Annotated in this window: 18 protein-coding genes and 2 pseudogenes; 14 read left to right on the plus strand and 6 right to left on the minus strand. The window is 73.4% G+C overall.

All coding sequences use genetic code 11. The features are described from left to right. Window positions 1-10 precede the first annotated feature (10 nt). From ACEXOX_RS01850 to ACEXOX_RS01880, 7 genes are read left to right on the plus strand one after another with little or no spacing between them, the layout of a single operon-like run. On the plus strand, window positions 11-1,012 hold the full coding sequence (locus ACEXOX_RS01850; protein WP_406518674.1) for an NAD(P)-binding protein: 1,002 nt from the start codon (window positions 11-13) through the stop codon (window positions 1,010-1,012). Then, the gene (locus ACEXOX_RS01855) at window positions 982-1,650 is read left to right on the plus strand and encodes a GMC oxidoreductase (protein WP_406518676.1); all 669 of its coding nucleotides are present in this window, start codon (window positions 982-984) and stop codon (window positions 1,648-1,650) included. The genes ACEXOX_RS01850 and ACEXOX_RS01855 overlap by 31 nt, the downstream gene beginning before the upstream one ends. 24 nt (window positions 1,651-1,674) lie before the next feature. Continuing rightward, entirely contained in the window at window positions 1,675-2,571 is an 897-nt protein-coding gene (locus tag ACEXOX_RS01860; protein ID WP_406518678.1) for a hypothetical protein, read from the plus strand. Then, complete coding sequence (locus ACEXOX_RS01865; RefSeq protein WP_406518679.1) at window positions 2,568-3,263, plus strand: histidine phosphatase family protein; 696 nt, start codon at window positions 2,568-2,570, stop codon at window positions 3,261-3,263. The genes ACEXOX_RS01860 and ACEXOX_RS01865 overlap by 4 nt, the downstream gene beginning before the upstream one ends. After that, window positions 3,260-3,532: a DUF6137 domain-containing protein gene (locus tag ACEXOX_RS01870; protein ID WP_406518680.1), complete on the plus strand. Its 273-nt coding sequence runs from the start codon at window positions 3,260-3,262 to the stop codon at window positions 3,530-3,532. Before ACEXOX_RS01865 ends, ACEXOX_RS01870 begins: the two co-directional genes overlap by 4 nt. After that, complete coding sequence (locus ACEXOX_RS01875) at window positions 3,525-4,670, plus strand: hypothetical protein (RefSeq protein ID WP_406518681.1); 1,146 nt, start codon at window positions 3,525-3,527, stop codon at window positions 4,668-4,670. The genes ACEXOX_RS01870 and ACEXOX_RS01875 overlap by 8 nt, the downstream gene beginning before the upstream one ends. Before the next feature lie 4 nt (window positions 4,671-4,674). Continuing rightward, window positions 4,675-5,436: a PIG-L deacetylase family protein gene (locus tag ACEXOX_RS01880; RefSeq protein WP_406518682.1), complete on the plus strand. Its 762-nt coding sequence runs from the start codon at window positions 4,675-4,677 to the stop codon at window positions 5,434-5,436. Window positions 5,437-5,468: 32 nt separating this feature from the next. Here the strand turns inward: ACEXOX_RS01880 and ACEXOX_RS01885 are convergent, their stop codons facing one another. Beyond that, window positions 5,469-7,508 (minus strand): hypothetical protein, encoded by a 2,040-nt coding sequence (locus ACEXOX_RS01885; protein ID WP_406518683.1) that lies wholly within the window; start codon window positions 7,506-7,508, stop codon window positions 5,469-5,471. 125 nt (window positions 7,509-7,633) lie between these two features. On the opposite strand from ACEXOX_RS01885, the pseudogene ACEXOX_RS01890 reads away from it, so the two are divergent. From ACEXOX_RS01890 to ACEXOX_RS01905, 4 genes and pseudogenes are all read left to right on the plus strand, one after another. Then, a pseudogene (locus ACEXOX_RS01890) lies at window positions 7,634-7,972 on the plus strand (aminotransferase class III-fold pyridoxal phosphate-dependent enzyme); the annotation flags it as partial. A gap of 62 nt (window positions 7,973-8,034) precedes the next feature. After that, window positions 8,035-8,886, plus strand: a complete 852-nt coding sequence (locus tag ACEXOX_RS01895; protein ID WP_406518684.1) for an aminotransferase class III-fold pyridoxal phosphate-dependent enzyme — start codon at window positions 8,035-8,037, stop codon at window positions 8,884-8,886. Window positions 8,887-8,936: 50 nt separating this feature from the next. Then, window positions 8,937-10,514: a hypothetical protein gene (locus tag ACEXOX_RS01900; protein WP_406518685.1), complete on the plus strand. Its 1,578-nt coding sequence runs from the start codon at window positions 8,937-8,939 to the stop codon at window positions 10,512-10,514. Then, window positions 10,486-12,864, plus strand: coding sequence for a hypothetical protein (locus ACEXOX_RS01905; RefSeq protein ID WP_406518686.1), 2,379 nt, complete (start codon window positions 10,486-10,488; stop codon window positions 12,862-12,864). Before ACEXOX_RS01900 ends, ACEXOX_RS01905 begins: the two co-directional genes overlap by 29 nt. 88 nt (window positions 12,865-12,952) lie before the next feature. Here ACEXOX_RS01905 and ACEXOX_RS01910 read toward each other — a convergent pair whose 3' ends face one another. Further along, window positions 12,953-14,320, minus strand: a complete 1,368-nt coding sequence (locus ACEXOX_RS01910) for an alkaline phosphatase (protein WP_406526194.1) — start codon at window positions 14,318-14,320, stop codon at window positions 12,953-12,955. Window positions 14,321-14,527: 207 nt separating this feature from the next. On the opposite strand from ACEXOX_RS01910, the gene ACEXOX_RS01915 reads away from it, so the two are divergent. Then, on the plus strand, window positions 14,528-14,926 hold the full coding sequence (locus ACEXOX_RS01915; protein WP_406518687.1) for a hypothetical protein: 399 nt from the start codon (window positions 14,528-14,530) through the stop codon (window positions 14,924-14,926). A 171-nt stretch (window positions 14,927-15,097) separates the two neighbouring features. Next, on the plus strand, window positions 15,098-15,886 hold the full coding sequence (locus ACEXOX_RS01920) for an APH(3') family aminoglycoside O-phosphotransferase (RefSeq protein ID WP_406518688.1): 789 nt from the start codon (window positions 15,098-15,100) through the stop codon (window positions 15,884-15,886). A gap of 82 nt (window positions 15,887-15,968) precedes the next feature. On the opposite strand, the gene ACEXOX_RS01925 is transcribed toward ACEXOX_RS01920, so the two are convergent. The 4 genes from ACEXOX_RS01925 to ACEXOX_RS01940 all read right to left on the minus strand — a co-directional run bounded on the left by ACEXOX_RS01925 (window position 15,969) and on the right by ACEXOX_RS01940 (window position 19,047). After that, window positions 15,969-16,589 (minus strand): cupin domain-containing protein, encoded by a 621-nt coding sequence (locus ACEXOX_RS01925; RefSeq protein WP_406518689.1) that lies wholly within the window; start codon window positions 16,587-16,589, stop codon window positions 15,969-15,971. A gap of 233 nt (window positions 16,590-16,822) precedes the next feature. Further along, on the minus strand, window positions 16,823-17,974 hold the full coding sequence (locus ACEXOX_RS01930; RefSeq protein ID WP_406518690.1) for an MAB_1171c family putative transporter: 1,152 nt from the start codon (window positions 17,972-17,974) through the stop codon (window positions 16,823-16,825). After that, entirely contained in the window at window positions 17,967-18,482 is a 516-nt protein-coding gene (locus ACEXOX_RS01935; protein WP_406518691.1) for a hypothetical protein, read from the minus strand. The genes ACEXOX_RS01930 and ACEXOX_RS01935 overlap by 8 nt, the downstream gene beginning before the upstream one ends. Window positions 18,483-18,624: 142 nt before the next feature. Then, window positions 18,625-19,047, minus strand: coding sequence for a hypothetical protein (locus ACEXOX_RS01940; protein ID WP_406518692.1), 423 nt, complete (start codon window positions 19,045-19,047; stop codon window positions 18,625-18,627). Between the two features lie 1,298 nt (window positions 19,048-20,345). Here ACEXOX_RS01940 and ACEXOX_RS01945 point away from each other — a divergent pair. Further along, window positions 20,346-22,633 (plus strand): annotated as a pseudogene (locus ACEXOX_RS01945) (glycosyl hydrolase family 18 protein). Window positions 22,634-22,683: the final 50 nt, after the last annotated feature.

The raw sequence follows: 22,683 nt of genomic DNA on the forward strand, positions 1-22,683 counted from the left end.
CAAGGACGCCATGGAGCACCTACGGGGACCCTCGCCGCTGGCGAATCCCGGCGCCCGGCACCCGGAACTCCTGGGGCCCGCGCACCGCGACGGTTTCGGCGACGAGACCGAGGACCGCGTGTGGGACGTCTGTGTCATCGGCAGCGGGGCGAGCGGGGCCGTCGCCGCGGACCGGCTGGTCCGCCAGGGGCTCGACGTCCTGATGGTCGAGGAGGGCTTCCGGCTCGCCGAGCACGTGGACCTCGACGAGGCCGAGACGCTGTGCCGGCAGGCCGTCGCCCGCGACGACGAGGGCGACTGGACCGACGAGGGCTGGCCGTGGACCACCTCCAACCTCGGCGGCGGCACGGTCTTCTACGGCGGCGCCTCGTTCCGCTACCAGCCCTTCGACTTCGACCCGGGCACCCTCATCGACACCGGCACCACCGAGGTGCGCTGGCCGTACACCCTCGCGGAGCTGGCGCCCTACTACGAGGTGCTGGAGCGGCGTCTGGGGGTGTGCGGCGGCCCGCCGGCCGAGGGCGCAAACGGCGCGCGGCACAGCCGCGGCCCCGCCCACGAGCCGTCCGCCGCCGCGCGGGTGCTGTACGCGGCCGGCGAGTCGCTGGGCTACCGGCCCTTCCCGACGCCGCTGGCGATCAACCGTGACCCGTACCAGGGCCGCGCCGGGTGCGACCGGGTGTCGCTGTGCGTCAGCCACGCGTGCCCCACCGGCGCCAAGGGCGACGTCGTCGCGGTCTTCCTCGCGCCGCTGGCCGCCCACCCCAACTTCACGCTGCGCACCGGCGTCCGCGCCGTACGCCTGGAGCAGGACCGCACCGGGGAAGTCTCCGCGCTGCGCTGCCTGGACCGGGTGAGCGGGCAGTCGAGGGGGTGCGCGCCCGCGCGTTCGTCCTGGCGTGCAATGCGATCCAGACGGCGGCCCTGCTGCTGCGCTCGCGTACGACGTACTCCCCCACCGGTGTCGGCAACCACTCCGGCATGGTGGGGCGGGGCCTGTGCGTCAAGCTGAGCGAGTACGTCAGCGGAGTCGTGCCGGCCGCGCCGGAGGTCCTCGCGGACCCGGACGTCCACAAGGGCCCGTTCTCCACCGTGGCGTTCCTGGACCACTACCTGGACGAGGACTGCCCCACGGGGGTGGGCGGCCTGATCTACGAGTCCAAGCGGGACCGGGCGCCCAAGCTCGTCCGGGACGCGCTGGAACTGCGGATCGAGACGATCCTGTCCGACCATCCCCACCTGGACAACCGCGTCGGCCTGTCCCGTTACACCGACGAGGACGGCCTGCCCGCCATCGTCCTCGACTACCGCACCGACCCGCGCGACCAGGACCGGCTGCGCTACATGACCGGACGCTGCGAGCGGCTGCTGCGTGCCGCCGGTGCGGACGGCATCCGCCACAAGGCCACCGGATTCGCGCAGGGCAGCTCCCATCTGCACGGCACCTGCCGGGCCGGTGACGACCCGGCCCGTTCGGTGGTGGACGGCTGGGGCCGGGTGCACTCGGCGGGCAACGTCTACGTCGTCGACGGCAGCTTCATGCCGTACCCCGGCGGCCTCAACCCCACCCTGACCATCCAGGCCCACGCCCTGCGCACCAGCAAGGCCGTCGCGTCCGAGCTGGCGGCCCCGCACGCCGCCCATGTGTGAACCGTACGAGAGGACACCCCGATCATGACCACCGTGCAATGGCCGCCGCGTACCCGACGCGTCCGCCTCTACCGCAACATCGTCATCGACGGCGCCTGCAACCTGCGCTGCACCTACTGCGAAGTCAAGGCCATCAAGGTCGACCAGCCGGCCACCAACGCCTCGCTGGACCGGATCTTCGCCAAGTACGAGCAGGACAACGTGCTGTTCCGGGTGGAGTCCAACGGTGAGATCTGCCTCTACCCGAAGATCCTGGACCACCTCCAGCAGCGCGCCGCCGAGGGCTGGCAGATCGAGGTGCTGAGCAACGGCACCCGTCTGCCGCGGTGCCTGGAGGGCCGGGAGAACCTGATGTGGGTCTTCTCCGTCGACGGCCACACCGCCCGGATGAACGAGAAGCGCGGCCTGAGCCAGGCGCAGGTGGACCGCATCATCGACACCGCGGTGGAGCTGGACGCCGAACTCCAGGCGGTCTACCACGACCAGACCATCGACGAGGTGAACGCCTTCATCGACACACTGTCCGCCCGCGGCTACAAGGGCCTGTTGCACTTCATGCCGCTGCTCGCCTTCAAGGGGCAGCCGCTGAAGGTCAACCTGCGGTACGAGGACCTGCACCCGGCGGACTTCCTCGCCCCGCCGGAGTACTTCCGGCGCTGGAACCACATCTTCGAGACGGGCAAGCGCGACGCGGTCTGCGACCAGATCACCAACGGCTACAACTACTCGGTGGCCGACGACAAGATCCAGATGGTCAAGTGCGACTGCTACTCGGTACCGAAGCACCTCTACCACGACTTCGGCCCCATCCGGGAGTTCGACAACTGGCCGTGCGGCACCTGCATCGCCAACCAGGAGTTCAACAGCTCCCGGCCGCGCATGCTGGTGCCCGAGGGCCGCATCCCGCTGCCCCTCGTATGACGGGCGGCACCGGTACGCCCGTCACCCGGCGGTTCCTGCTCGTACGGCACGCCCAGGCCGAGGTCAACGTCCTGGCGGACGACGACCTGATGGACGGGTACGACACCGACGCCGACCTCACGCCGCTCGGGCGGGAACAGGCGCGGGCGCTGGCCGGGCACCTGGCCGGGGACCTCGCGTCCTGGCCGGGCCCGGCCGGCCCGGGCGGCTACCGGCTCCGCACCAGCCCGCTGCGGCGGGCCGTGCGCACCGCGGAGGCACTGGCCGCGGCGCTGGGGCTGACGGCCGTCAGCGACGCCCGGCTGGCCGAGGTGCGGGCGCCGCGCAGGTTCCCGCGCCCGCTGGCGGTGCGGGAGTGGGACGCCCTGCTGGAGGAGCGGCTGCGGCACCCGGAGCGGGAGTTCGCCGGGGTGGAGAGCTGGGCGGCGCAGCGCGCCCGCGCCCGGGAGTTCCTGCGCGAGTGCCTGTCCGGCCCGCCGGCGGCCGGCTTCGTGCTCGTCTCGCACGCCGAGACGATCCAGGCGCTGCTGATGGAACTGCTGGACCTCGGCGACGGGATGCTGCGCTCGGCCCGCTTCAAGGTCAGCAACACCGGCGTCTTCATCGTGGACCGAACCCTGGACGGAACGGAGGAGCCATGCAGCTCCCTGGTGGTGGCCAACTCGAAGAGCCACCTGGCCCGCACGGCGTGACGGGCGCGCCGCTGGCCGGCGCGGCCGGGGACCGCGTCCGGCTGCTGGTGGTGAAGTGCCTCAGCGACGAGACCGGTGAGGACCCGGACGCGATCGTCGCCCGCGGCCACCTCGACGTGGGCGACCGCGACTACGCCAACATCGTCAACCGGCTGGAGTCGTACTTCGACTGTTCGCTGGACCTGCTGGCCGGCGGCAACCGGCGGCTCGTCGTGGACGACCTGTGCGCCCGGCTCGGTCTGCTGCCACTGGAGGCGGTCCATGTCTGAGCCGCCGGCCGCCGCCCTGGACGCGCCGCTGGACCCGCCGGGTCCGCTCCGCGCGCTGCTGGAGATCTACGACGAGGGTTTCACCTGCGACACCTGGGGCGGGGTGGAGACCGCCCTGTGGCACCTGGCCGAGGGGCTGCGGGAGCACGGCGTGGAGGCGGAGTTCTACCGCTCCACGGAGGGCGCCGACCTCGGCGCGCTGGCCGGACGGGTGGTGCGGGAACGGGTGGACGCGGTGTTTCCGCTGGTGGAGAGCCCGCTGTTCGCGGGCGGAGCGGGTGGAGCGGATGGGACGGGCGAAGCAGACGGAGCGTCCTGTGCGGACCGCGCAGGCACGGCCGCGGACGAGGACCGGCCGGACGTGCGGGAGCTGCGGCGCCGCGTGGTACGGATCTGGCACGACGTGAGCCGCCTGTCGCCCGACCTGTCCACCCCGGCGCCCTGCCCGGTGCACACGCCCGAGGCGGCCGCCCCGTCCGGCGGGGCCTGCACGGCGGCGGGAGTGTTCCCCGACGGCCCGGCGCGGGAGGTGTTCCTGCGCGACCTGCCGTGGACCCGCTGCTTCGGCTCCCGTACGTACATTCCGTGGGCCGTCGACCACCTGCCGCCGGCGGATCTGCGCGACCCGTTCGGTCCGGTCCTCCTCCAGCTCGGCAAGACCTCCGTGGACCAGGCCCGGGTGTGCCTGGAACGGCTCACCGGTGCCGGGCTGCCGGTCCGCGTGGTGTTCGCGACCTGGTCGAAGGAGGGGCGGGCCGCGCGCGAACTGGTCGCGCCGTACGCCGCGTCCGGCGCGGTCGAGGTGCTGGACTCCTACGACATCCGCACCGAGTGGAAGCGGGTGTACGCGGGAGCGCGGTTGTTCGTGCTGCCCTCCGTCTTCCACGAGACGTTCAACTTCGCGGCGGCGGAAGCTCTACAGCTCGGCCTGCCGGTCGCCACGCTCGGCGACTGCGGGGCCCTGGCCGACTTCGCGTCGCTACGGGCGGAGACGGTGGCGCAGCTGATGGACGCGGTCGTCGCGCGCGGCGAGTCGGTCCGTCCGGCGCGGCGTCCGTGGACCGGCTGGCGCGAGGTCGCCCACCGGTACGCGACGCTCATCGCCGCACCGCGCCGCGCACCGGCGTTGGGGGTGTGAGGCCGTGACCGGTCTGATCGAGGAACTCCGGCACCACACCACGCTGTGGGTCTCGCCCCACCCCGACGACGTGGCCTACTCCTGCGGCGGTGTGCTGGCCGCGTGCGCGGGCTCCGCGCCGGGACTGCTGCTGACCGTCTTCACGCGGTCCGCGTGGGCACTGCCCAAGCGGCTGCGGGCCGCCGGCCCCGGGGTGATCAGCGCCCGCCGGGCGGAGGAGGAGCGGCGATACTGCCGGGCGCGCGGCCTGGCGCGCTACGTACCGCTGGGCTTCGACGACGCGAGCCTGCGCGGCTACGACGACGCCACGGAGCTGACGGCGGACCCGGCCGACGACCCGCTGCGCGACCGGATCGCCGAGGCCGTGGCGGAGGCGGTGGCCGAACTGCGCCCGACCCTGGTGCTCGCCCCGGCGGCCGTGGGCGGGCACGTGGACCACCGGCTGGTGCACGAGGCCGTACGGCGGTCGGCCGGTGACGGCGTGCGGCGGCTGTACTACGAGGACCTGCCCTACGCCGCGCACCATCCGCGCGCCGCCACGGAGAAGGCGCTGGGCGAGGAAGGGCTGTCCCTGTACGCCGTCACCGGCATCGGCTCCGTCCTCCAGGACAAGGTGCGCGGCATGTACGTCTACGGCAGCCAGACCGATGACGAGTGCGTCCAGGAGGTGACCGGGTACGCCCGCGAGGCGGCCGGGCCCGGGGACGGCTCCCACGTGGAGCGGGTGTGGGCGCCGTCGCCGTCCGCGGCCGGCCGGGCCGGATGAGCCGCTGCCGGCCGCCTCGCGCGGCGGCCCGGTCAGCGCAGCCCGGTCACGTACCGGGCCAGTTCGCCGAGGTCGTCCGCGATCCTGCGGGCGGTGTCCGGGGCGGGTTCGGGGCAGCGGCGCAGCCAGCTCTTGACGTTCCACCACAGCGCGTCGCCCGCCAGTTCCAGGGCGGCGTCGAAGGCGCGGTCGTCGCCGACGGCCGTCCGCAGTACGGCCAGGTCCGCCGGGGCCAGGCGGTGTTCGACGACGAAGGAGGAGATCTCCGCCTCCAGGGGGCCGGTCCCGCCCCAGATCCAGTCGAGCCCGAACCGGCGGACGACGGGCGGCGCGTCCGGGGCCGGGGGCGCGCCGACCTGCCAGTGCCAGCTCTGGTGCGAGTACGGCAGCGAGGTGCGGAAGACCCGGGCGCGGGTGCCGCCGAACGCGGCGCGGCGCGGCAGGTGGCGGTCGAGCCAGGCACCGTCCACCGGGAGCGGGCGGGCCAGCCGGTCGCGCAGCCGCTCCAGGGCCGTGGCGAGCCGTTCGCGCGGCGCGTAGGTGACGGCGGGGTCCACCGGGCCGAGGCCGCCGAGGTGGTCGAGCGCGTGCCAGTAGCGGGCCACGGCTTCGAGGGTCTGGCGGCGGTGCTTCCCGGTCATCCGGGGCAGTTCGGTGCTCAGCGGGCGCAGGCCGTCCTCGTGCCCGGTCACCAGGTAGCCGTCGAGGTGGTGGCGGACGGGCGGCAGGAACGCGCCCAGCGACTCGATGGCCTCGGCCCCCTGGGCGCCGTGCGGACCGGTGCCGACGAAGCGGAAGTGATAGGCGCGGGGGCGGGGTTCCGGTTCGCCGGGGGCTCCGGTGGCGGGTTCGTCCGCGACGAGCGAGAAGGGGGTGTTGCGGGGGCTGATGCGGAGCACTCCGGTCGCCGGGGGCGTGTTCGTGGCGTCGGCCTGGCCGGTCGCCCCCGTACCGGCCCGGGACGCGTCGGTGTCCGTGGCGCGCGGCCCGTACGCCGCGAGGAACGGGCCGCGGAACGGCGTCACCCGGTACGTGGTGGCGTCGGCGGGCACCGCTCCCCCGGCCCTGGCACGGTCCGTCAGGCGGTCCGCGTCGGCGGGGGCGAGCAGTTGCCACAGCCGCCCGGCGTCCTCCCGTACGGCGGAGGTCCTGGTCAGCGGCCGTATCCCGGCCGCGTCCACGGCGTACGTCCGGCCCGGCGAGGCGCACACGATGTCGCGCGCCCCGGGGTAGCGCCGGGCCAGCGCGTCGCGGACCGCCCGCGCGGTGCCGCCGGTGTCCGGCTGGTCGTCGACGGCGACGACGACCGTGCCCGGCGGCAGGGCGTCGGGCAGCCGGCCGGTCTCGGCCGGGACGAGCGAGATCCGGCCCCCGGTGCGCAGCGGGCGCAGCGAGGTCCAGGGGGCGGCCGTGCGCCCGGCGGCCGCCACGGCCGCCGCCCACAGTGGCGCGAGGTAGGAGCCGCCCGTGCGGATGCCCACCACGAACACCGGGGCCCGCGCCTCGGTGGCCGCCAGCCACGCGGCGGCCTGGCCGTGGACCAGTGCCACGTCGGCGAGGTCGTACGCGTAGCACTCCGGCGTCTTCCAGTCGGTGGCGTGCCGCAGCAGCGCCTCGGCCGCCGCGTCACCGCGTGCCGCGCCGGCCTGCCACAGGCCGGCGGTGTACGCGGCGGTCCGGGCCATGGCGCGTTCCAGGAAGCCGGGGCCGGGCGCCGGTGGCTGCCCGCCGGGGCCGGCGGCCACGGCCCGCGCGAGGTCCTGGCAGGCCTGTCTGACCTCGTCCAGCAAGGCGCGGGCGGACGCGGGCGCGGTGGGGCACGCGGCGGTGTCGGCGAGGAGCTGTTCGACGGAGCAGGCGCACGCGTAGCGGGCCTCGGCGCTGCCGAGCCGGACCGCGGAGGCCACGGCGGCGCGGCGCAGCGGGGGCGGTCCGGCCGGTGCTCCCGCGGCCGGGGACGGCTGCCGGGCCGGGGTCGCGGCACCGCCGGTTCGTCCGTCCGGCTGTCCCGTGTGCGCCCCGGGGGTTCCACCGGAAATCACCTCTGCCGTCCGCGCATTCACCGTTTCCACGTTTTTCCTCCCGCCGTCCGGTTTCCTGCCCGACCCTTGTCCGATCTTTTTGCACGACCGACAGGAAATGACTGTGGACGCGTCGTCGATCCACGTTCAACGGTTCTCCGAGAAAAAGGCTGACGATGACTCAAAATTTTGCAACGCTGGCCGAAATTCCCACCTGCCCGCGGAATTCGGAGGGTAATCCCCGGGTATTCGTCTCGGCTGCGGGCGCCTATGTGACCGACGATGCGGGAAAACGCTGGATCGACTTCGACAACACCCGGGGGTCGGTCCTGCTGGGCCACGGCGACCCGGAGGTCGCCGAGGCCGTCGGCCGTGCGGCCACCGGGGCGCTGGGCACCGCCACCGGCTGGAGCCTGCTGCTGGACACGGTCACCTCCCGGCTGCTGGAGCTGTGCGGCGGCGAGGTCGTCGGCCTCTTCCGTACCGGCACCTCGGCCGTGCGCGCGGCGGTGCTCGCGGTGCGAGAAGCGGTCGGCGCCCCCTCGTCCTCAGCTCCGGCTACCACGGCTACGACCCGATGTGGTACCCGTCGAAGGCACCGTTCGAGCCCAACGCGGACGGCATCGTCGACTTCTTCTTCGACCTCGACGTCCTGGCCGGACTGCTGCGGGACGACCGCGACCGGGTGGCCGCCGTCGTCATCTCGCCCGACCACATGCACCTGTCGCCGCGCTGGTACGAGCGGGCCCGCACACTGCTCGCCGAGGCGGCGGTCCCGCTGATCGTGGACGAGGTGAAGGTGGGGCTGCGCTACGGTCCCGGCCTGTCCACCGCGGAGCTGCTGGACGCGGACGTGTGGGTGACGGCCAAGGGCGTGGCCAACGGTTTCCCGACGGCCGCGGTCGGCGGGTCGCGGACCCTGCTCAAGCCGCTGCGCGAGGTGTCGTACACCTCCTTCTTCGAGCCCACCGTGCTGGCCGCCGCCGAGCGGACCCTGGCCCGGGTGGCCACCGGCGAGCCGCAGCACACCGTACGGGAGACCGGCGGCCTCTTCGTGGAGCACGCGCGCACCGCGCTCGCCGCGGCGTCGCTGCCCCTGGAAGTGGCGGGCGACGGCACCTTCTTCCAGTTCGTGCCCGCCACCCGCGAGGTCAAGAAGGCTTTCTACAAGGCGACCGAGGAGGAGGGACTGCTCTTCTACCGGGGCGACAACCAGGCCGTCTCCGCGGCCTTCGGCCCGGACGTCCTGGACGACGCGCGGGCGCGGTTCACCCGCGTCTGCGACCGCCTCGCCCCGCTCGCCGCGGCCGGTCCGGTCGGCGAGGAGGCCCGCTACCTGGCCGCCTGGAGCGTCATGGACGGGCTGCGCGAGGCCGAGCGCGACGCGCGGCAGACCCGGGAGTGGGTCGACCGGTTCCTGGACGACTGACCGCACGCGCCGCTCGCACCCCCGGACACGAAAGGGCAAGCACCATTCCCATGGACAGACCGTCGAACCCCACGCCGGCAGACCCGGAAAGCGCGTACGGCGCGAAATGCGCCCGGCTGCTGGAACTTTCCACCCACCCCCGGTTCACTTCCGTCGCCCTGCCCGTTTTCCCGCTGGCGGACGGGCCTGCCCGGAAATTCCTGAACAGCGCCCGGGACACGAGCGGGGAAACCGGCGGAGCGCCCCCGCCGGGCGCCGCCGGGGAAACCGGCGAAACACCTCCGCGGGACGCTGCCGGAGAAACCGCCGGAACGCCCCCGCAGGACACCGCCGGGGAACTCGTCGCCGGATACGCGCGATTCCTGCGCCGGCAGTGGCCCGGCCTGGCCGACGAGATCGCCCGCACCTGCGGCCCCGCCCCCTGGATCGTGCGCAGTTCAGGCGCCGAGGACCAGGAGGACAACATCAACGCGGGCGGCTACGACAGCCTGGTGTGCGCCGGCCCCGAGGAGCTGCCCGCCGTCGTCGCGGCCGTGGTGTTCAGCGGGTACGGCGAACACGCCGTGGCCCAGCAGCGCCTGGCCGACCCGGACTTCCGCCCCGCGCCGATCGCGGCGTTCGTACAGCCACTCGTCGACGGGGGCGACACCTCCGGCCCGCCGCCCGCACCGCAGGAGACCCCGCGGCTCGGCCGCCCGGAGACGGACCGGACCGCCCGCCTGCTGGCCGCCCTGCACGACCACTTCGGCATGGCCCGCCTGGACTGCGAGTGGGTCCTGGAGACCGACGCGGGCACCGTGTCCGTCACCAGCCTCACCGAGTACGAGGAGGGCACCGGTGTCGTCGGGCAGCTCTCCCTCGGCTTCGGCTTCGCGTCCGCGCAGCGGCTGGACGGCACCGACAACAGCGTCGTGTGGCTCTCCGGCGACGGCCGGACACCGCTGTGGCGCGGTGAGGTGCTGCGGTCCGTGCAGGTGCGGGCCGCCCACCTCGTCCAGGTCCGGCCCGCCGTCGCGTTCGACCCGGCGCCGACGGTGCAGGTGCTGACCGACGAGGACCGGGCGGTCTGGGAGGACGCGCACGCCGGGCGCCCGGTGGACCTGCTGGTTCCCCCGCGGCGGGTGGCCGCCACCGCGTTCCTGGCCGCCGCCCGGCTGGACGACGCCTGGACGCAGTACCTGCGACTGGACGCGGAGCAGCGGGCCGCCACCGGGCACGTCCTGGTCGAGCGCGGCAGCCCGGCCGAGCACGCCGCCGTGATGTTCCGCCAGTACGGCGTGGCCGTGCTGCGGTGCCGGGCGGAGGACGTGCCGGAGTCGGCGTCCTACGTCCTGGCCGACCCGTGGGCGGAACGCTGCTACTTCGGCACCGGCCACCCGCCCCGGGCCCGTACCGTGCCGCGCCGGGTCGCCGCCGTCCCGTCCGGCTGCCGGCTGCTGTTCGACGAGCGGTCCTGCGGACGGGCGGCCGAGGCTTTGGCGGACGGGCGGCAGCCCGGACCCGAGGCGATGCCGGGGTACGCGGAACTGCGGACGGCGGCCCACCTCTCCCCGCGGCGCGTGAACGCCTGGTCTCGCGCAGCTTCCTGCCCGACCCCGAATGCCACCACCGGGACGGCGCGGCGGTGACCTCCCCGCCTTCGTCGCCCAGGCGGCCGCGGCCGCGCTCGCCCTGGGCGCCGATCCGGCGCGCCTGCCGGACGCCGTGCCGTACCGGGCCGCCGGATACGTACGCGGCCTGGTGGCCGCCCGCGCGTCCGGCCACGTCGCGGCCGTACTGCCGCGCTGTGCCCGGCTGGTGGGCCCGCAGCGCCTGGCGGCGGCCACCGGCGGGCCGGACGTACGGCTGGCAGCCGCCCTGGCCCGGCTCGACGACCGCGCCGCACTGTCCGACACCGTCCTGCGGCGCCTCCTGCCACCGGTCCTCGCCCTGGCGGACGCCGACGGCGGGGCGGACGCGGCCCTCGGCCCGCTGCTGGCGGTCGAGTCCCTGGCCGACGCCATGGACGCCCTGGACATCCACGCGGACCACGAGCGCGACGCCATCCTCGTCCGCCTGCTGGACGCCCTGCCGCTGGAGGACCCGGCGGCAGCCGGGGAACTGTGCCGGCTGGCCCGGCGTTCGTCCCTGCCGCCCGGCGAGACCTCCCGCCTGGTGGCCACCGCAGCCGCCGACCCGGACTTCGCCGCGCGCCACCTGGCGTTGGAGCGCTGCCGGGTGGCCCTGTCCGCCGCCGACCCCGCCGCCGCGCCCCGCCGCGCCCGTGAACTGGCCACCGCCTACCGCGCGTACGCCCGTGGTCCCCTGCTGGAGGGGGACGGCCGGGTCCTGCTGAACCTGGTCCGCTGTGATCTGATCGAGACCTACGACGCGGCGCTCAAGGACCTGCTCCTGAAGCTGGTGGACCGCCCCGGCCCGGTGCTCCACCAGGGCTACCTGGGCGTCATGCTCGGCTGGCTGGAGCTGGCCGAGGCCTTCGGCCCCACGGCCCGCGAGGCACGCGCCGTCGGGGTGTTCCGGGCCTGGATCGAACAGTGGCAGGCCGGGCCGCCCGCCGAGGACCACACCATCGAGGAGGGCGCCTCGTGGCAGCGGCTGCTGGAGGACGCCGCCGACACCACCGCGCCGCCCCCGGCCCCGGCCAACGCACACCGGCTGCACAACGCCCTCCACCAGTGGCTGCTGGCGACGACGGACCGTTATCCGGCCGAGCGGGCTCCCAGCGGCGTCGCCGGGCTCCACGCGATAGCGGACCGGTTCTGCCGGGGCGGCAACAAGCTGCTCCGGCTGACCAGGGACTCCTTCGAGCTGGACGTCCCCCTGTCGCTGCACAAGGCGAGCCTGCTGTTCACCCCCGGCAGGATCGAGGCCGAGTGGAGCGAGCAGCCGGACGTCACCGAGGAGGAGACCGGCCGGCTCGCCGCCTTCGAGGTACTGCTCGCCCGGTTCGGCGACTGGTTCCCCGGCGTGGAACTGCGCTCCGAACGCCTGCTGGCGGCCGGGACGTGGACGCTGCGCATCGAGGCCCGCCCGACCGGACAGGAGCACTTCGACCTGCCCCGGATGCGACTCGTCCTGGGACTGCTGCGGACCCTGTTCGACGGCTCGTACGACTTCTCGTATGTGCCTGTCAAGGAGGTCGCCCACCTGCCGGACGCCTTCGCCTCCGCACGCTGGGCGGCCGTCTTCGCCTCCCTGGTGGAGTACCGCACGCACTACGACGACTCGGCGCAGTACGAAACCCTGGAGACGCTGCCCCTGGCGCTCTCGATCGGCATGCTGTGCACCGACACCTGGACGAGGGAGACGGTGCTGCGTCTGGCCGACGATGGCCCCGGGGAGGCGGTCGCGCAACTCGACGCGCTGAGCGAGGAGTTGCGCGACGAGACCGCCCCGGCCGCCTGGACGACGCTGTTCCACCGGACGCAGCAGACGGCCTTGTTCCTGGCCGCGCACCACCCACGGGAAGCTCTCGACGCCCTCGCCGACCGGCCCGCGGCGCAGTGGGCGAACATCCTGGCCACGGCCGCACTGCCCCGCGCCGACCTGCGGGAACCACTGCGGGCCGCCCTGCGCCGGGCCGGGCCGGACGGCGCACTGACCGCGCTGGTACTGCGGCACGCCCCGCACCTGGTGGCCACCGCGGCCGACGCGGCGGAACTCGCCCGGGCGGCGCTGCGCGCTCCCAAGGCGTACCGCCGCCGCAAGCAGTACCTGGCGCACCGCCACGCCGTCGCGCTGGAGGCCGCGGATCTGCTCGGGCCGCTGGTGGAGGATCTGGAAGTGGTGCCGTACGGGTACGACGCCGACGCGGAGGCGGCCCTGGAGCGGGCCGTGGCGGCGGCCGGCGGCCGGCTGCGCGCCGACATCCGGTCGAAGGTCGACGAGACGCATCCGGTATTCCTCGGCGGACCGACGGCCACCGTTCCGTCCGGCCCCACCGTTGCCTCTGCCGTTGTCTCGGGAGCGGCCCGGTAGCGGGCGAGGTGAGCGCGGCGCGGGCCGCTGTCCCGGGATGCCGGGGCAACGGCCCACGCCGCGGCGACGTGCCAATGTTGCGTGGCGCTCAGCGCAGGCCGAGCGCGCGGGTGATCGTCGTGAACAGCTCGGTCTGGTCGGTGACGCCCCTGACCCGTTCGGCGAACGGGCCCTGGGCCGCGATCCGGACCTGGGTGCCGGTGTGCTCCTGCCCGTCCTCGGGCGTGGTGGTCGTGGCGTAGCTGACCTTGATCCGGCCGCCCTCGTCGGTGACGAGCGTGGCCGACAGACCCGTCGGCTCCGCGTCGACCGGCACGATCTGGCTGCTGTGCCCGTGGTCGGCGGTGGTGATCACGAGGGTGTCGGGGTGGCGTTCGGCGTAGTCGCGGGCCACCTTGACGGCGCGGTCGAACGCGGCGGTCTCGCCGATCTGGCCACAGGGGTCCGCCTCGTGGTTCTGCTTGTCGATCGAGGCGCCCTCGACCTGGAGGAAGAAGCCCTTGCCCTTCCCACCGGTCCGCGCCTTGGCCTCCAGCAGCTCGACGGCCTTGCGGGTCTGTGCCTCCAGCGTGGGAGTACCGGCCGGGCGGCGGGGGTTGGCGGTGACGCAGCGCTGCGCCTCGGTGCCGCCGGGGGCCGCGGGCCGGCCCGTCCACTCCACAGGCACGGCCCCGGGCGCGAACAGGCCGAGCACCGGCTGCCCGGGGCCGGCCGCGCGCAGGCCGCGGGCGTCGCTCACGATGCGGTACCCCAGCTTCTCGGCCTGCTGGGCCACCGTGAGGCCCTGGTACGGGCCTTCGGTGATCTTCTGGTCGAAGCGCTGCCGGCCACCGCCGAGCAGGACGTCGGGCCGCAGCCGTACGGACTGTTCGGCGATCGACCCGAGGCCGCCCCGGCCGATGGTGTCGCGGGGGCACCCTGCCATGTCGGCCGGCCCCTGGCAGTCGCGGTCGCCGACGTGCGCGGCCATCGCGGCGGGGGTGGCGTCGGTGAGTTCCGCGGTGGTGACCGACCCGGTGGCCAGGCCCTCGCGGCGGGCCAGTTCGAGGATGGTGGGCATCGGGCGGTCGGTGCCGGGTGTCTTGGATATGCGGTAGTTGACGGTCTTGTGGCCGGTGGACCAGGCGGTGGCGCTCGCGGCGGAGTCGGTGACGTAGTCCGGCCGTCCGTGGCTGTCGACCGAGTAGGTGGTGTACGTACCGGTCTGCGGAAAGCCGTCCATGTGCAGCCGTCCGCCCGCGCCGACCGTGTAGTCGCGGGCCAGGGTGATCTCCGCATCACCCATGCCGTCGCCGATCAGCAGGATGACGTTCTTCGCCGTCCGGGGGCGGTGGCCGGCGTCGGCGCCCGCCGTGGCGGAGACGACGGTGGTGGCCGCCACGGCGACGGCCAGGGCGCCGGCCGACCAGGTCAGCCGGCGGCGGAAGACGTGCGGGGTCAATGCCGTTGATCTCATCGTGCCGGACCTCCGGACCCGCGGAACCGCGAGCGGCTCCGCCAGCGTCATCAGCTCTAGCGGATAGAATAGGCAGTGAGCGTACGCCAACTAATCGGCCAGGCGCCAACAAGAGCGAACAAGTACGCACGCGAACGCGATAGAGTCGTCCGCCCTGGCGGGCAACGACGCCCGTCCGGCCGAATCACCGCAGGCAGGAAAAGGCGCATGAGTGACCGCACATCGGCAACCGACCAGGAGGGCCGCCCGCTGCTGCGCGCGTTCGGGCAGCGCCTCAACGAGCTGATCGCCGCTCTGCACCCCGACGAACGCAAACGCCCCGGCTACGCCCGGCTCGCCAAGGAGATCCGCGAGACCACGGGCGGCGCCATCTCCGGCACGTACCTCTGGGAGCTGGCCACCGGCAAGAAGCGCAACGTCACCCTGGAACAACTCGACGTGCTCGCCGAGTACTTCGGCGTACCCCCGAGTACTTCCTCAGCGATGACGTGGCCGAACGGGTCAACTCCCAGCTCCGGCTGGCCGTGGCACTGCGCGACACCCGGGTGCGCAACCTGGCGCTGCGCGCCGAGGGTCTGTCACCGGCCTCGCTGGACGCCCTGCTGACCATCGTCGACGAGGCCCGCAAGGTGCAGAACCTGGCGCCCCCGCAAACCGGCGGCGACGGAACGGAAGAACCGCCCGCCGCCTCGCCGTGACCCCCGGGAACGGCTCATTCCCGCCCCCGGCCCGTGCGACCCGTACGACCGGGCCCGGACGTCGGCAAAGATGTCGGCCATGAACGAAGAAGTACTAAAACTTTACCCCCACCACACCTGGACGCCGGTCACCGACGGCGACTCCGGCGCCTTCGTCCACCACCTCACCGGCCCCAGCGAGCTCTACGCCAAGCTCGTTCCGGCCCAGCCGGACACCGGTCTCGACCTCAAGGCCGAGGCCGACCGCCTGGAATGGCTCGCCGGGCAGGGCGTCCCGGTGTCCCGCGTCGTCGACCTCGGCTCCGGGGACGCCGTGTCCTGGCTGGTCACCGAGGCCGTACCGGGCGTCTCCGCCGCAGAGGAGTGGCCGCCCGCGCAGCGCGCCGAGGTGGCGGAGGTGATGGCCGACGTCGCCCGGCTGCTGCACGGACTGCCCGTCGCCGACTGCCCGTTCGACGCGAGCCTGGACGTGATGATCCCGCAGGCTCTGCGCCATCTCGAAACGGGCCTGGTCGCCATGGACGACCTGGAGGAGGAGCGGGCGGGCTGGTCGGAAGGTCGACTTCGCGCCGAACTCGAAAACACCCGCCCGCCCCGGGAGGACCTGGTCGTCTGCCACGGCGACCTGTGCCCCAACAACGTCCTGCTCGACCCGGAGACCCGCCGGCTGACCGGAGTGATCGACGTGGGCCGTCTCGGCCGCGCCGACCGGCACGCCGACCTGGCCCTCGCGATGCGCGAACTGTCCCGCGAGGAAGACCCGTGGTTCGGGCCGCACTGCGTGGAGCGGTTCGTCGAGCGGTATGGCGCCGAGCGCGTCGACGCCGGGAAGACGGCCTACTACCAGCTGCTGGACGAGTTCTTCTAGCAGCCGGTGGCCCGCGGTCCCTTACCGGGGCGCGGGCCACGGGCATCGGTCAAGAGGCTAGTGCCGGGGCGCGGTTGTGCCGTCAGCGCGCCGCCGCCCCCGGCAACAGATGGAAGTCCTCGAACTGGAAGCCCGGTGAGACCACACAGCTCACCAGCACTTCCTCCTCGCCGGCCGGGCGGGCACGCTGCCAGGAGCCCGCCGGTATCAGCACCTGGGGCCGCTGCCCGCCCGCCAGGTCGGGCCCCATGAGTACGTCCGTGGGGCGGGCGGCCGGCCGCTCGCCCGTGCCCCCCAACTGGAGCCGCAACGGGCCGCCCCGGTGCCAGAACCACAGCTCCGACGAGCGCACGGTGTGCCAGCGCGACTCCTCCCCCGCCGACAGCAGGAAGTAGATCGCGGAGGCGGTGGGCCGGTCCCCGGCGTACTCCTCGACCCGTAAGGTCTTCCCGCTGCGCCAGGTCTCCTTGTACCAGCCGCCCTCGGGATGCGCCCGCATGCCCAGCAGCCGTGCCGTCTCGGGCTGCCCGGTGCGGGCGCCCGCCGTGGCCGGCGCCCTGCCCGTGGCGGGCGTCCCGCTCGTGGCCGCCGCCCGTTCCGGGGCCTTCGCCGCGCCGCTCCCGCACGCCGTGACCGTGACGCCGAGGACTCCGGCCGCCGTCAGGCCGAGGGCTGCGCGGCGCGAGATGCTTTCGCGCGGCACTAAGCTTTCGCGGCCCGAGGGGGTTTCGCGGCGCGAAGGGCTTTCGCGGGGCGCGCGGCTTTCACGTGGCGCCGGGCTTTCATGGCGGTGCGGGGACGGAACTCCGTCCCCGCACCGCTCGAAAGGACACGATCTGTCGCCGTCATCGGTTTCCATGTCACCGTCCGTCTGTACGGGGCGTCCTCATGACGCCTGACCGGTAGGGACCGCCCGGTGCCGCTGCTGCTCGGCGCTCAGGAACGAGGCGGCCAGGGGGAACGGAAGAAGCGCGCCAGTTGCAGGAGGAAATCCAGCTCCTCGGCCATGTCGCCGCCGCCGCTCTGCGGCAGCCCGGACGGCCGCCCCGGCGCGGCGGCGCCCGAGCGCTTGTTCGCCAGCGCCGTGCCGGCCCAGCACGCCGTCACCGCCGCCTCCACCGAGGCGTCCGCGATCCGGGTGGCGCGCACGTGCTCACGGGCCCGGGCGAGGGTGCCCGCCGGGGAGAAGTCCTCCAGCGCGAGCAGGCCGTCCCGTATCTCGATGGCACGCCGGTACAGCCGCAAATCCGAGTGCCGGGCCGCGCTCAGCAGGTCCACGGCGCGCGAACGCGGGTCGGCGAGCGTGACTTCCGGGGTGACGCGGACCAGCGCCCGCCACAGCGGATGCAGCCGGTACATGACCGACATGTCCCGCGCGGTGCGCGATGGCCCGCGCAGCAGCGGCAGAGCCGCGCCCGCCGCCATGAAGGCCGCCTCCGCCCCGGAAATGGCGGGAAAGAGGTGCGGAATCGTGGCATCGCGGCTCAGTACGTGGACCAGTGACAGCGCCATGAGCATCGCGGACAGGGCGATCCCGGTTCCGAACAGCAGCAGCCCGGCCCGGGTGGACGCGTTCTTCACCTGCCGCCCGCACACCCAGCACGCCGCCACACAGGCGGTGTTCGCCAGCAGGTGGTAGCCGAGGAGTACGACCCAGTAGTACGTGTCCGGGCTCTGTGCCTGGCCGGGCCCGCTGGGGACCATGTGCCGGGAGTGCGGCGGCGAGACGGCGCACAGGGTGACGAGCGCGGCCAGTGTCAGGACCGCGGCGGCCAGGATGGCCAGCTGGGTCCGCCGCAGGCCGACGATCGCCGAGATGAACGCGAACACGGCGGTGGCGGCCAGCAGTCCGACGGTCTCCTTGGCCAGGATCACGGTGTGCGGGTCCAGCGCCGCCATCGCCAGGGACGAGACCTGGGGCAGTTGGAGGGTCATCGCCACCGAGGCCAGGCCCACCGCGAGCCACAGGGGCCGCTGCTGCGGCGTCCGGACCGCGACGGGCGCCCGCAGCAGGGTGACGACCCACATCAGCGCGAGGCCCAGCCACTCCAGCTGTTCGAACAGGCCGTGCGGCCCCCGGTCAGTCATGGGTGATGCCCAGGGCGCGGTCGGCCCGGTCCGTGGTGGCGCACCGCTGCGGCCCCCGGCCCGGCCCGGTGGCGTGCGTCCTGATCAGGCTCGCCAGCATCTCCGCCTCCTGCTCCTGGCGCGTCGAGTAGTTGGTGCGGGCGAGCATCCGCTGGATGAGGCGGGGGCTGAGGTCGGCCAGCACCGTACTGATGCCGCCGTGGTTGCCGTCCGCCGGCATCTGGTGGTCGAAGAGCAGGTGCCCGATCTCGTGCAGCACGATGTGTTCCTGGTGCAGCGGCGCGGTACGGGCCTCGAAGAAGATGTGGTCGTCCGTGTCGGTGGCCAGCCACAGTCCGCACGCGGCCATTCTCGCGAGGTGGGTGGGCAGGGCGTGCAGATGCAGCGGACGCTGCCGCTGCTCGGAGAGGTTCCGGCAGAATTCCTCGACGGAGAATGGGGTCGGCAGCGTGATGTCGGTCAGCTTCGACCGGCACCGCCGGCGCAATTTGGAGTACCCGTACAGCATGTGGGAGAACTGCCACCTCTTCTGTAAGGGGCAGCGCGTTCTTGCGCGCGCTGCCCCGTGCTCCGACGGCTGGTACCACGATGCGGACCCGCCGGGCCCGGTCGCGGTCCGGCGGGGGTGTGCGGCGAGAGGCCGGGAGACGTCAGCGCGGTGGTCCTCGCAGCGCGTCCGGAGAGCCGCCCCAGTAGACCGTGCGGCGCAGTTCCGCGGCCGGTGCCTGCGCGCCGGCCGCGGGGGCGGCGGCGCCGGACGGTCCACGGCGCGGGAGGAGCAGGGAGCGGGAAAACGTTTTTTCTCGGCGTGGTCCGCGGGCCGGGCCGAACATCCTGGGGCCGTGCGGACCACGGGCGGCGCGGCGTCCGTCGGACATCCGGGAGCCGTGCGGGTGACAGGTGGCCCGGCGTGCGGCGAACCGGAACGGGACGCCGGGAGCGTCCATGGGCGAAGGGGCGTACGTCGGCGGGACGCTCATCGGCGACCCGTCCGGAAGCGGAGTGGCCGCCCAGGCGGGCTCCCGCGATAACCGGTGGCGGCCCTCGGAACGCGCCACCTCGCTGTCGCTCATGCGTCGCCCTTCTCGATCTCCGCCAGGGAATAGCTCCCTCCGCTGGAGCGGACGACTGTCACGGTACGGCGTCGCTGAACCGGACGCCACAGTTTGGCGCATTTCGAGCCAACCCGCTGGCCGAATATGCCTCAACCATCTGCCCACGGCGATGGCGGGCCCAGCGGCACGGCGAGGCGTCCCGAGGGGCACACGGTGGACCGCCCCGCTTCCCGCCGACATGCCCGCTCCAGAAGAATCGGCCGCCACCGGGCAACGCGCACCGCCCGAACGCTCCGGCGTCCCGATGACGTACGACCGGCTCGTACGGGACCTGACCACGCCCGACTCCGACGAGGCCGCAACCGCGACACGTGCCGCCGGAACGGCCCGCGACCGGTTGCGCGGCGGACGTGCACGGGTGCTCGCGGACACCCGTCGGCACGCTCCACGGCGCGGTCGGAGACCGGGCACCCGTACGGTTCCCCGCGGGCCGCACACCCTCCGCCCCCGGGTCACGCCGAGCAGCCCTCGGCCCCACCGTGAGCACGCCGAACTCCCTGTTCACAGCGCCAAACACCAGCGAAACGGGCCCCGGTGACCACCAGCCCCCGCACGGCACGTTGCACCCCCTGCACGCAGTACGCAGCCGCCCACTCGACGCCGACCTGCCTACTGGCACCGAGCACCGAAGCCCGTCCGCTGACGACTCATCAGCTTGCACTCCACCGCACGACCGGCCGACCCCGTCGGCGCGGCCGGCCGCCCTCGGCAGCCGGCGCCCGGCTGCCGGGCGCACACCCACCTCCCTCCCCACATCAAGGCGCCGACCGCCACCCCGCCGAACCGTCGCCCCCGTACGAACCGCCGATCCGCACCAGCAGGAAACGGAGCCGACGGCACTTCCCAGCCACCGGCTCCGAATTCCGTAGCGTCACCCCCTCATTCGTAGTACTGGAGAGGTTCCATCCCCTCGGGTCCGTCCCCCGGACCACACCGACGGCGAAAACCAGCCACCGGCGCGCGGCCGGTGCGACCGAGAGCCGACCGCCCGGGACCGGCCACCCGAGGCTCCCCCTGCCGGACCCCCGGACGGTCACCTCTCAGCGGCCCCCACAGGTCCCCCGCAGGTCCCCCGCGGACCATCGCTCCCCCAACGGCCGCCCTCACCCCTCCCGTTGACGGTTTGGTCCAGACCTTTTATGGTGCGGACTGCCATACGGCACCCGGCGGCACCGGTTCCGGCCACCTGGCGCGCGGCCGGGTTTGCGCACTTTCGGTTCTCACCTCCTGTACCACCCACACTCACAGGGGTGCCCATGAAAGACCGGCGCAGATTCCGCAGCAGAGCCGCGGCCCTGCTCACCACGCTGATCCTGTCCGTGGCCGCCGTGCTGACCGGCCCGGCGGCTCCCGCCCAGGCCGCGGGGACCCTCACCGCGGCCTTCTCCACCCAGGACAACGGCTCCTGGTGGAAGGGCACCTATGCCGTCCGCAACAGCGGCCCCGCCGCCGTCACCGGCTGGACCCTGGAGTTCGACCTGCCGGCCGGTGTCACCGTCAGCGGGCACTACTACGGCGACGCCACCGTGAACGGGCGCCATGTGACGGTCAAGAACGCCCACTACAACGCGACCGTACCGGCCGGCGGCAGCACCGAACCGTTCAGCTACTGGTTCATCGCCAACGGTCCCGTGGGCACCCCCACGGCCTGCACCGTCAACGGGGACAAGTGCGACGGCAGCCCGGACGTGCCGCCGTCCGCGCCCGGCACGCCCCAGGTCACCGGCACCACCGCGCGCAGCGTCGCCCTGAACTGGCCGGCCGCCTCCCCCGGCGACCACCCGGTCACCTCCTACGAGGTGCTCAGCGAGGGCCGCCCGGTCGCCACCGCCGCCGGCACCACCGCGACCGTCACCGGCCTGACCCCGGCCACCCGGTACACCTTCACCGTCCGGGCCAAGGACAGGCGCGGCAACACCGGGCCGCCGAGCGCCCCGGTGACCGCGGACACCGTGGACCCGGCGAGCGACCCGGTTCCGCCGTCCGCGCCCCGCGCTCTGCGCAGCACCGCGATCACCGCCTCCAGCGTCTCCCTGGCCTGGGACCGGGCCACCGACAACGTCGGTGTGGTCGCGTACGACGTCTACCGGGGCGCCGACCTGGTCGCCACCGTTCCCGGCAGCACCACCGCCGCCACGGTCGACGGCCTGACCCCGGCCACCACGTACCGCTTCTCCGTCACGGCACGCGACGCCGCCGAGAACACTTCCCCGCCTCCGACGCCCTGACCGTCACCACGGACGACGTGGCCGGGCCCGGCAAGTACCTGAAGGTGGGCTACTTCGCGCAGTGGGGCATCTACGGCCGCCAGTACTTCGTCAAGAACCTGGACACCTCGGGCGCCGCCGCCGGCCTGGATGTCGTCAACTACGCCTTCGCCAACATCGACCCCAAGAACCTCACCTGCCTGGCCGGCGTGGCCAAGGGCGTCTCCGGCAATCCGCAGGACCCGGACGAGGGCACCGGCGCGGGTGACGCGGACGCCGACTACGGACGCGCCTTCCCCGCCGCGCAGTCGGTGGACGGGGTGGCCGACGACGGCTGGGGCAAGCTGCGCGGCAACCTCAACCAGCTCAAGAAGCTGAAGGCCAAGCACCCGCACCTGAAGGTGGTGATGTCCCTCGGCGGCTGGACGTACTCGAAGTTCTTCTCCGACGCGGCGGCCACCGACGCCTCCCGCAAGAAGTTCGCCGCCTCCTGCATCGACATCTGGATCAAGGGCAACCTGCCCGTCTACAACGGCGCGGGCGGCCCCGGGACCGGTGCGGGCATCTTCGACGGGATCGACCTGGACTGGGAGTGGCCGGGCGCCGAAGGCCACCCCGGCAACCACTACAGCCCGGACGACAAGGCCAACCTCGCGCTGCTGATCAAGGAGTTCCGCCGGCAGCTCGACGCGCTGGGCGGCCCGCACAAGCTGCTGACCGCCTTCACCCCCGCCGACCCCGTCAAGATCCAGCAGGGCTGGGACCTGTCCACGATCTTCTCCTCGCTGGACTACGCCAACGTCCAGGGCTACGACTTCCACGGCTCGGGCAGCGACAACTCCTGGGAGCCCAAGCGCACCGGCCACCAGGCCAATCTTCACCACGACACCCAGGACCCGTACGACTTCCACTTCAGCGTCGAGAACGCCGTCAAGGCATACACGGACGCGGGAGTCAGCCCGCGCAAGCTGACCATCGGCTTCCCGTTCTACGGCCGTGGCTGGAAGACCGTGACGGACGGCGGGGCGCACGGTGAATGGCAGTCGGCGGACGGCGCGGCTCCCGGGCAGTTCCCCGAGGAGGCAGGCATCCGGGGCTACCAGAACATGCTGAGCAACGTCCCCGACATGACCGTCCATCACGACGAACAGTCCATCTCGACGTACGGGTACACCGGTGCGAACGGTCAGTGGTGGTCCTTCGACGACACCTGGTCGATCGGGAAGAAGACGGACTGGGTCAAGTCCAAGGGGCTTCTGGGCGCCATGATCTGGGAGATGTCCGGTGACACCCCGACGGGCACCTTGATGAAGGCCATCGACAAGGGCCTGCCGTAGGCCGGAAACCGCAGGCACGAGGCACCAAGCAACACACTTCGAGTACAGGG

Source organism: Streptomyces sp. Ac-502 (genome assembly GCF_045222935.1).
Classification (GTDB): Bacteria; Actinomycetota; Actinomycetes; order Streptomycetales; family Streptomycetaceae; genus Streptomyces; species Streptomyces monomycini.

Excerpts from the sequence above, each read along its gene's own strand:
- ACEXOX_RS01850 (WP_406518674.1), top strand. The coding sequence starts at position 11 with ATGGAGCACCTACGGGGACCCTCGCCGCTGGCGAATCCCGGCGCCCGG.
- ACEXOX_RS01855 (WP_406518676.1), top strand. The coding sequence starts at position 982 with ATGGTGGGGCGGGGCCTGTGCGTCAAGCTGAGCGAGTACGTCAGCGGA.
- ACEXOX_RS01860 (WP_406518678.1), top strand. The coding sequence starts at position 1,675 with ATGACCACCGTGCAATGGCCGCCGCGTACCCGACGCGTCCGCCTCTAC.
- ACEXOX_RS01865 (WP_406518679.1), top strand. The coding sequence starts at position 2,568 with ATGACGGGCGGCACCGGTACGCCCGTCACCCGGCGGTTCCTGCTCGTA.
- ACEXOX_RS01875 (WP_406518681.1), top strand. The coding sequence starts at position 3,525 with ATGTCTGAGCCGCCGGCCGCCGCCCTGGACGCGCCGCTGGACCCGCCG.
- ACEXOX_RS01895 (WP_406518684.1), top strand. The coding sequence starts at position 8,035 with ATGTGGTACCCGTCGAAGGCACCGTTCGAGCCCAACGCGGACGGCATC.
- ACEXOX_RS01900 (WP_406518685.1), top strand. The coding sequence starts at position 8,937 with ATGGACAGACCGTCGAACCCCACGCCGGCAGACCCGGAAAGCGCGTAC.
- ACEXOX_RS01905 (WP_406518686.1), top strand. The coding sequence starts at position 10,486 with ATGCCACCACCGGGACGGCGCGGCGGTGACCTCCCCGCCTTCGTCGCC.
- ACEXOX_RS01910 (WP_406526194.1), bottom strand. The coding sequence starts at position 14,320 with ATGAGATCAACGGCATTGACCCCGCACGTCTTCCGCCGCCGGCTGACC.
- ACEXOX_RS01915 (WP_406518687.1), top strand. The coding sequence starts at position 14,528 with ATGAGTGACCGCACATCGGCAACCGACCAGGAGGGCCGCCCGCTGCTG.
- ACEXOX_RS01920 (WP_406518688.1), top strand. The coding sequence starts at position 15,098 with ATGAACGAAGAAGTACTAAAACTTTACCCCCACCACACCTGGACGCCG.
- ACEXOX_RS01930 (WP_406518690.1), bottom strand. The coding sequence starts at position 17,974 with ATGACTGACCGGGGGCCGCACGGCCTGTTCGAACAGCTGGAGTGGCTG.
- ACEXOX_RS01935 (WP_406518691.1), bottom strand. The coding sequence starts at position 18,482 with ATGCTGTACGGGTACTCCAAATTGCGCCGGCGGTGCCGGTCGAAGCTG.
- ACEXOX_RS01940 (WP_406518692.1), bottom strand. The coding sequence starts at position 19,047 with ATGAGCGACAGCGAGGTGGCGCGTTCCGAGGGCCGCCACCGGTTATCG.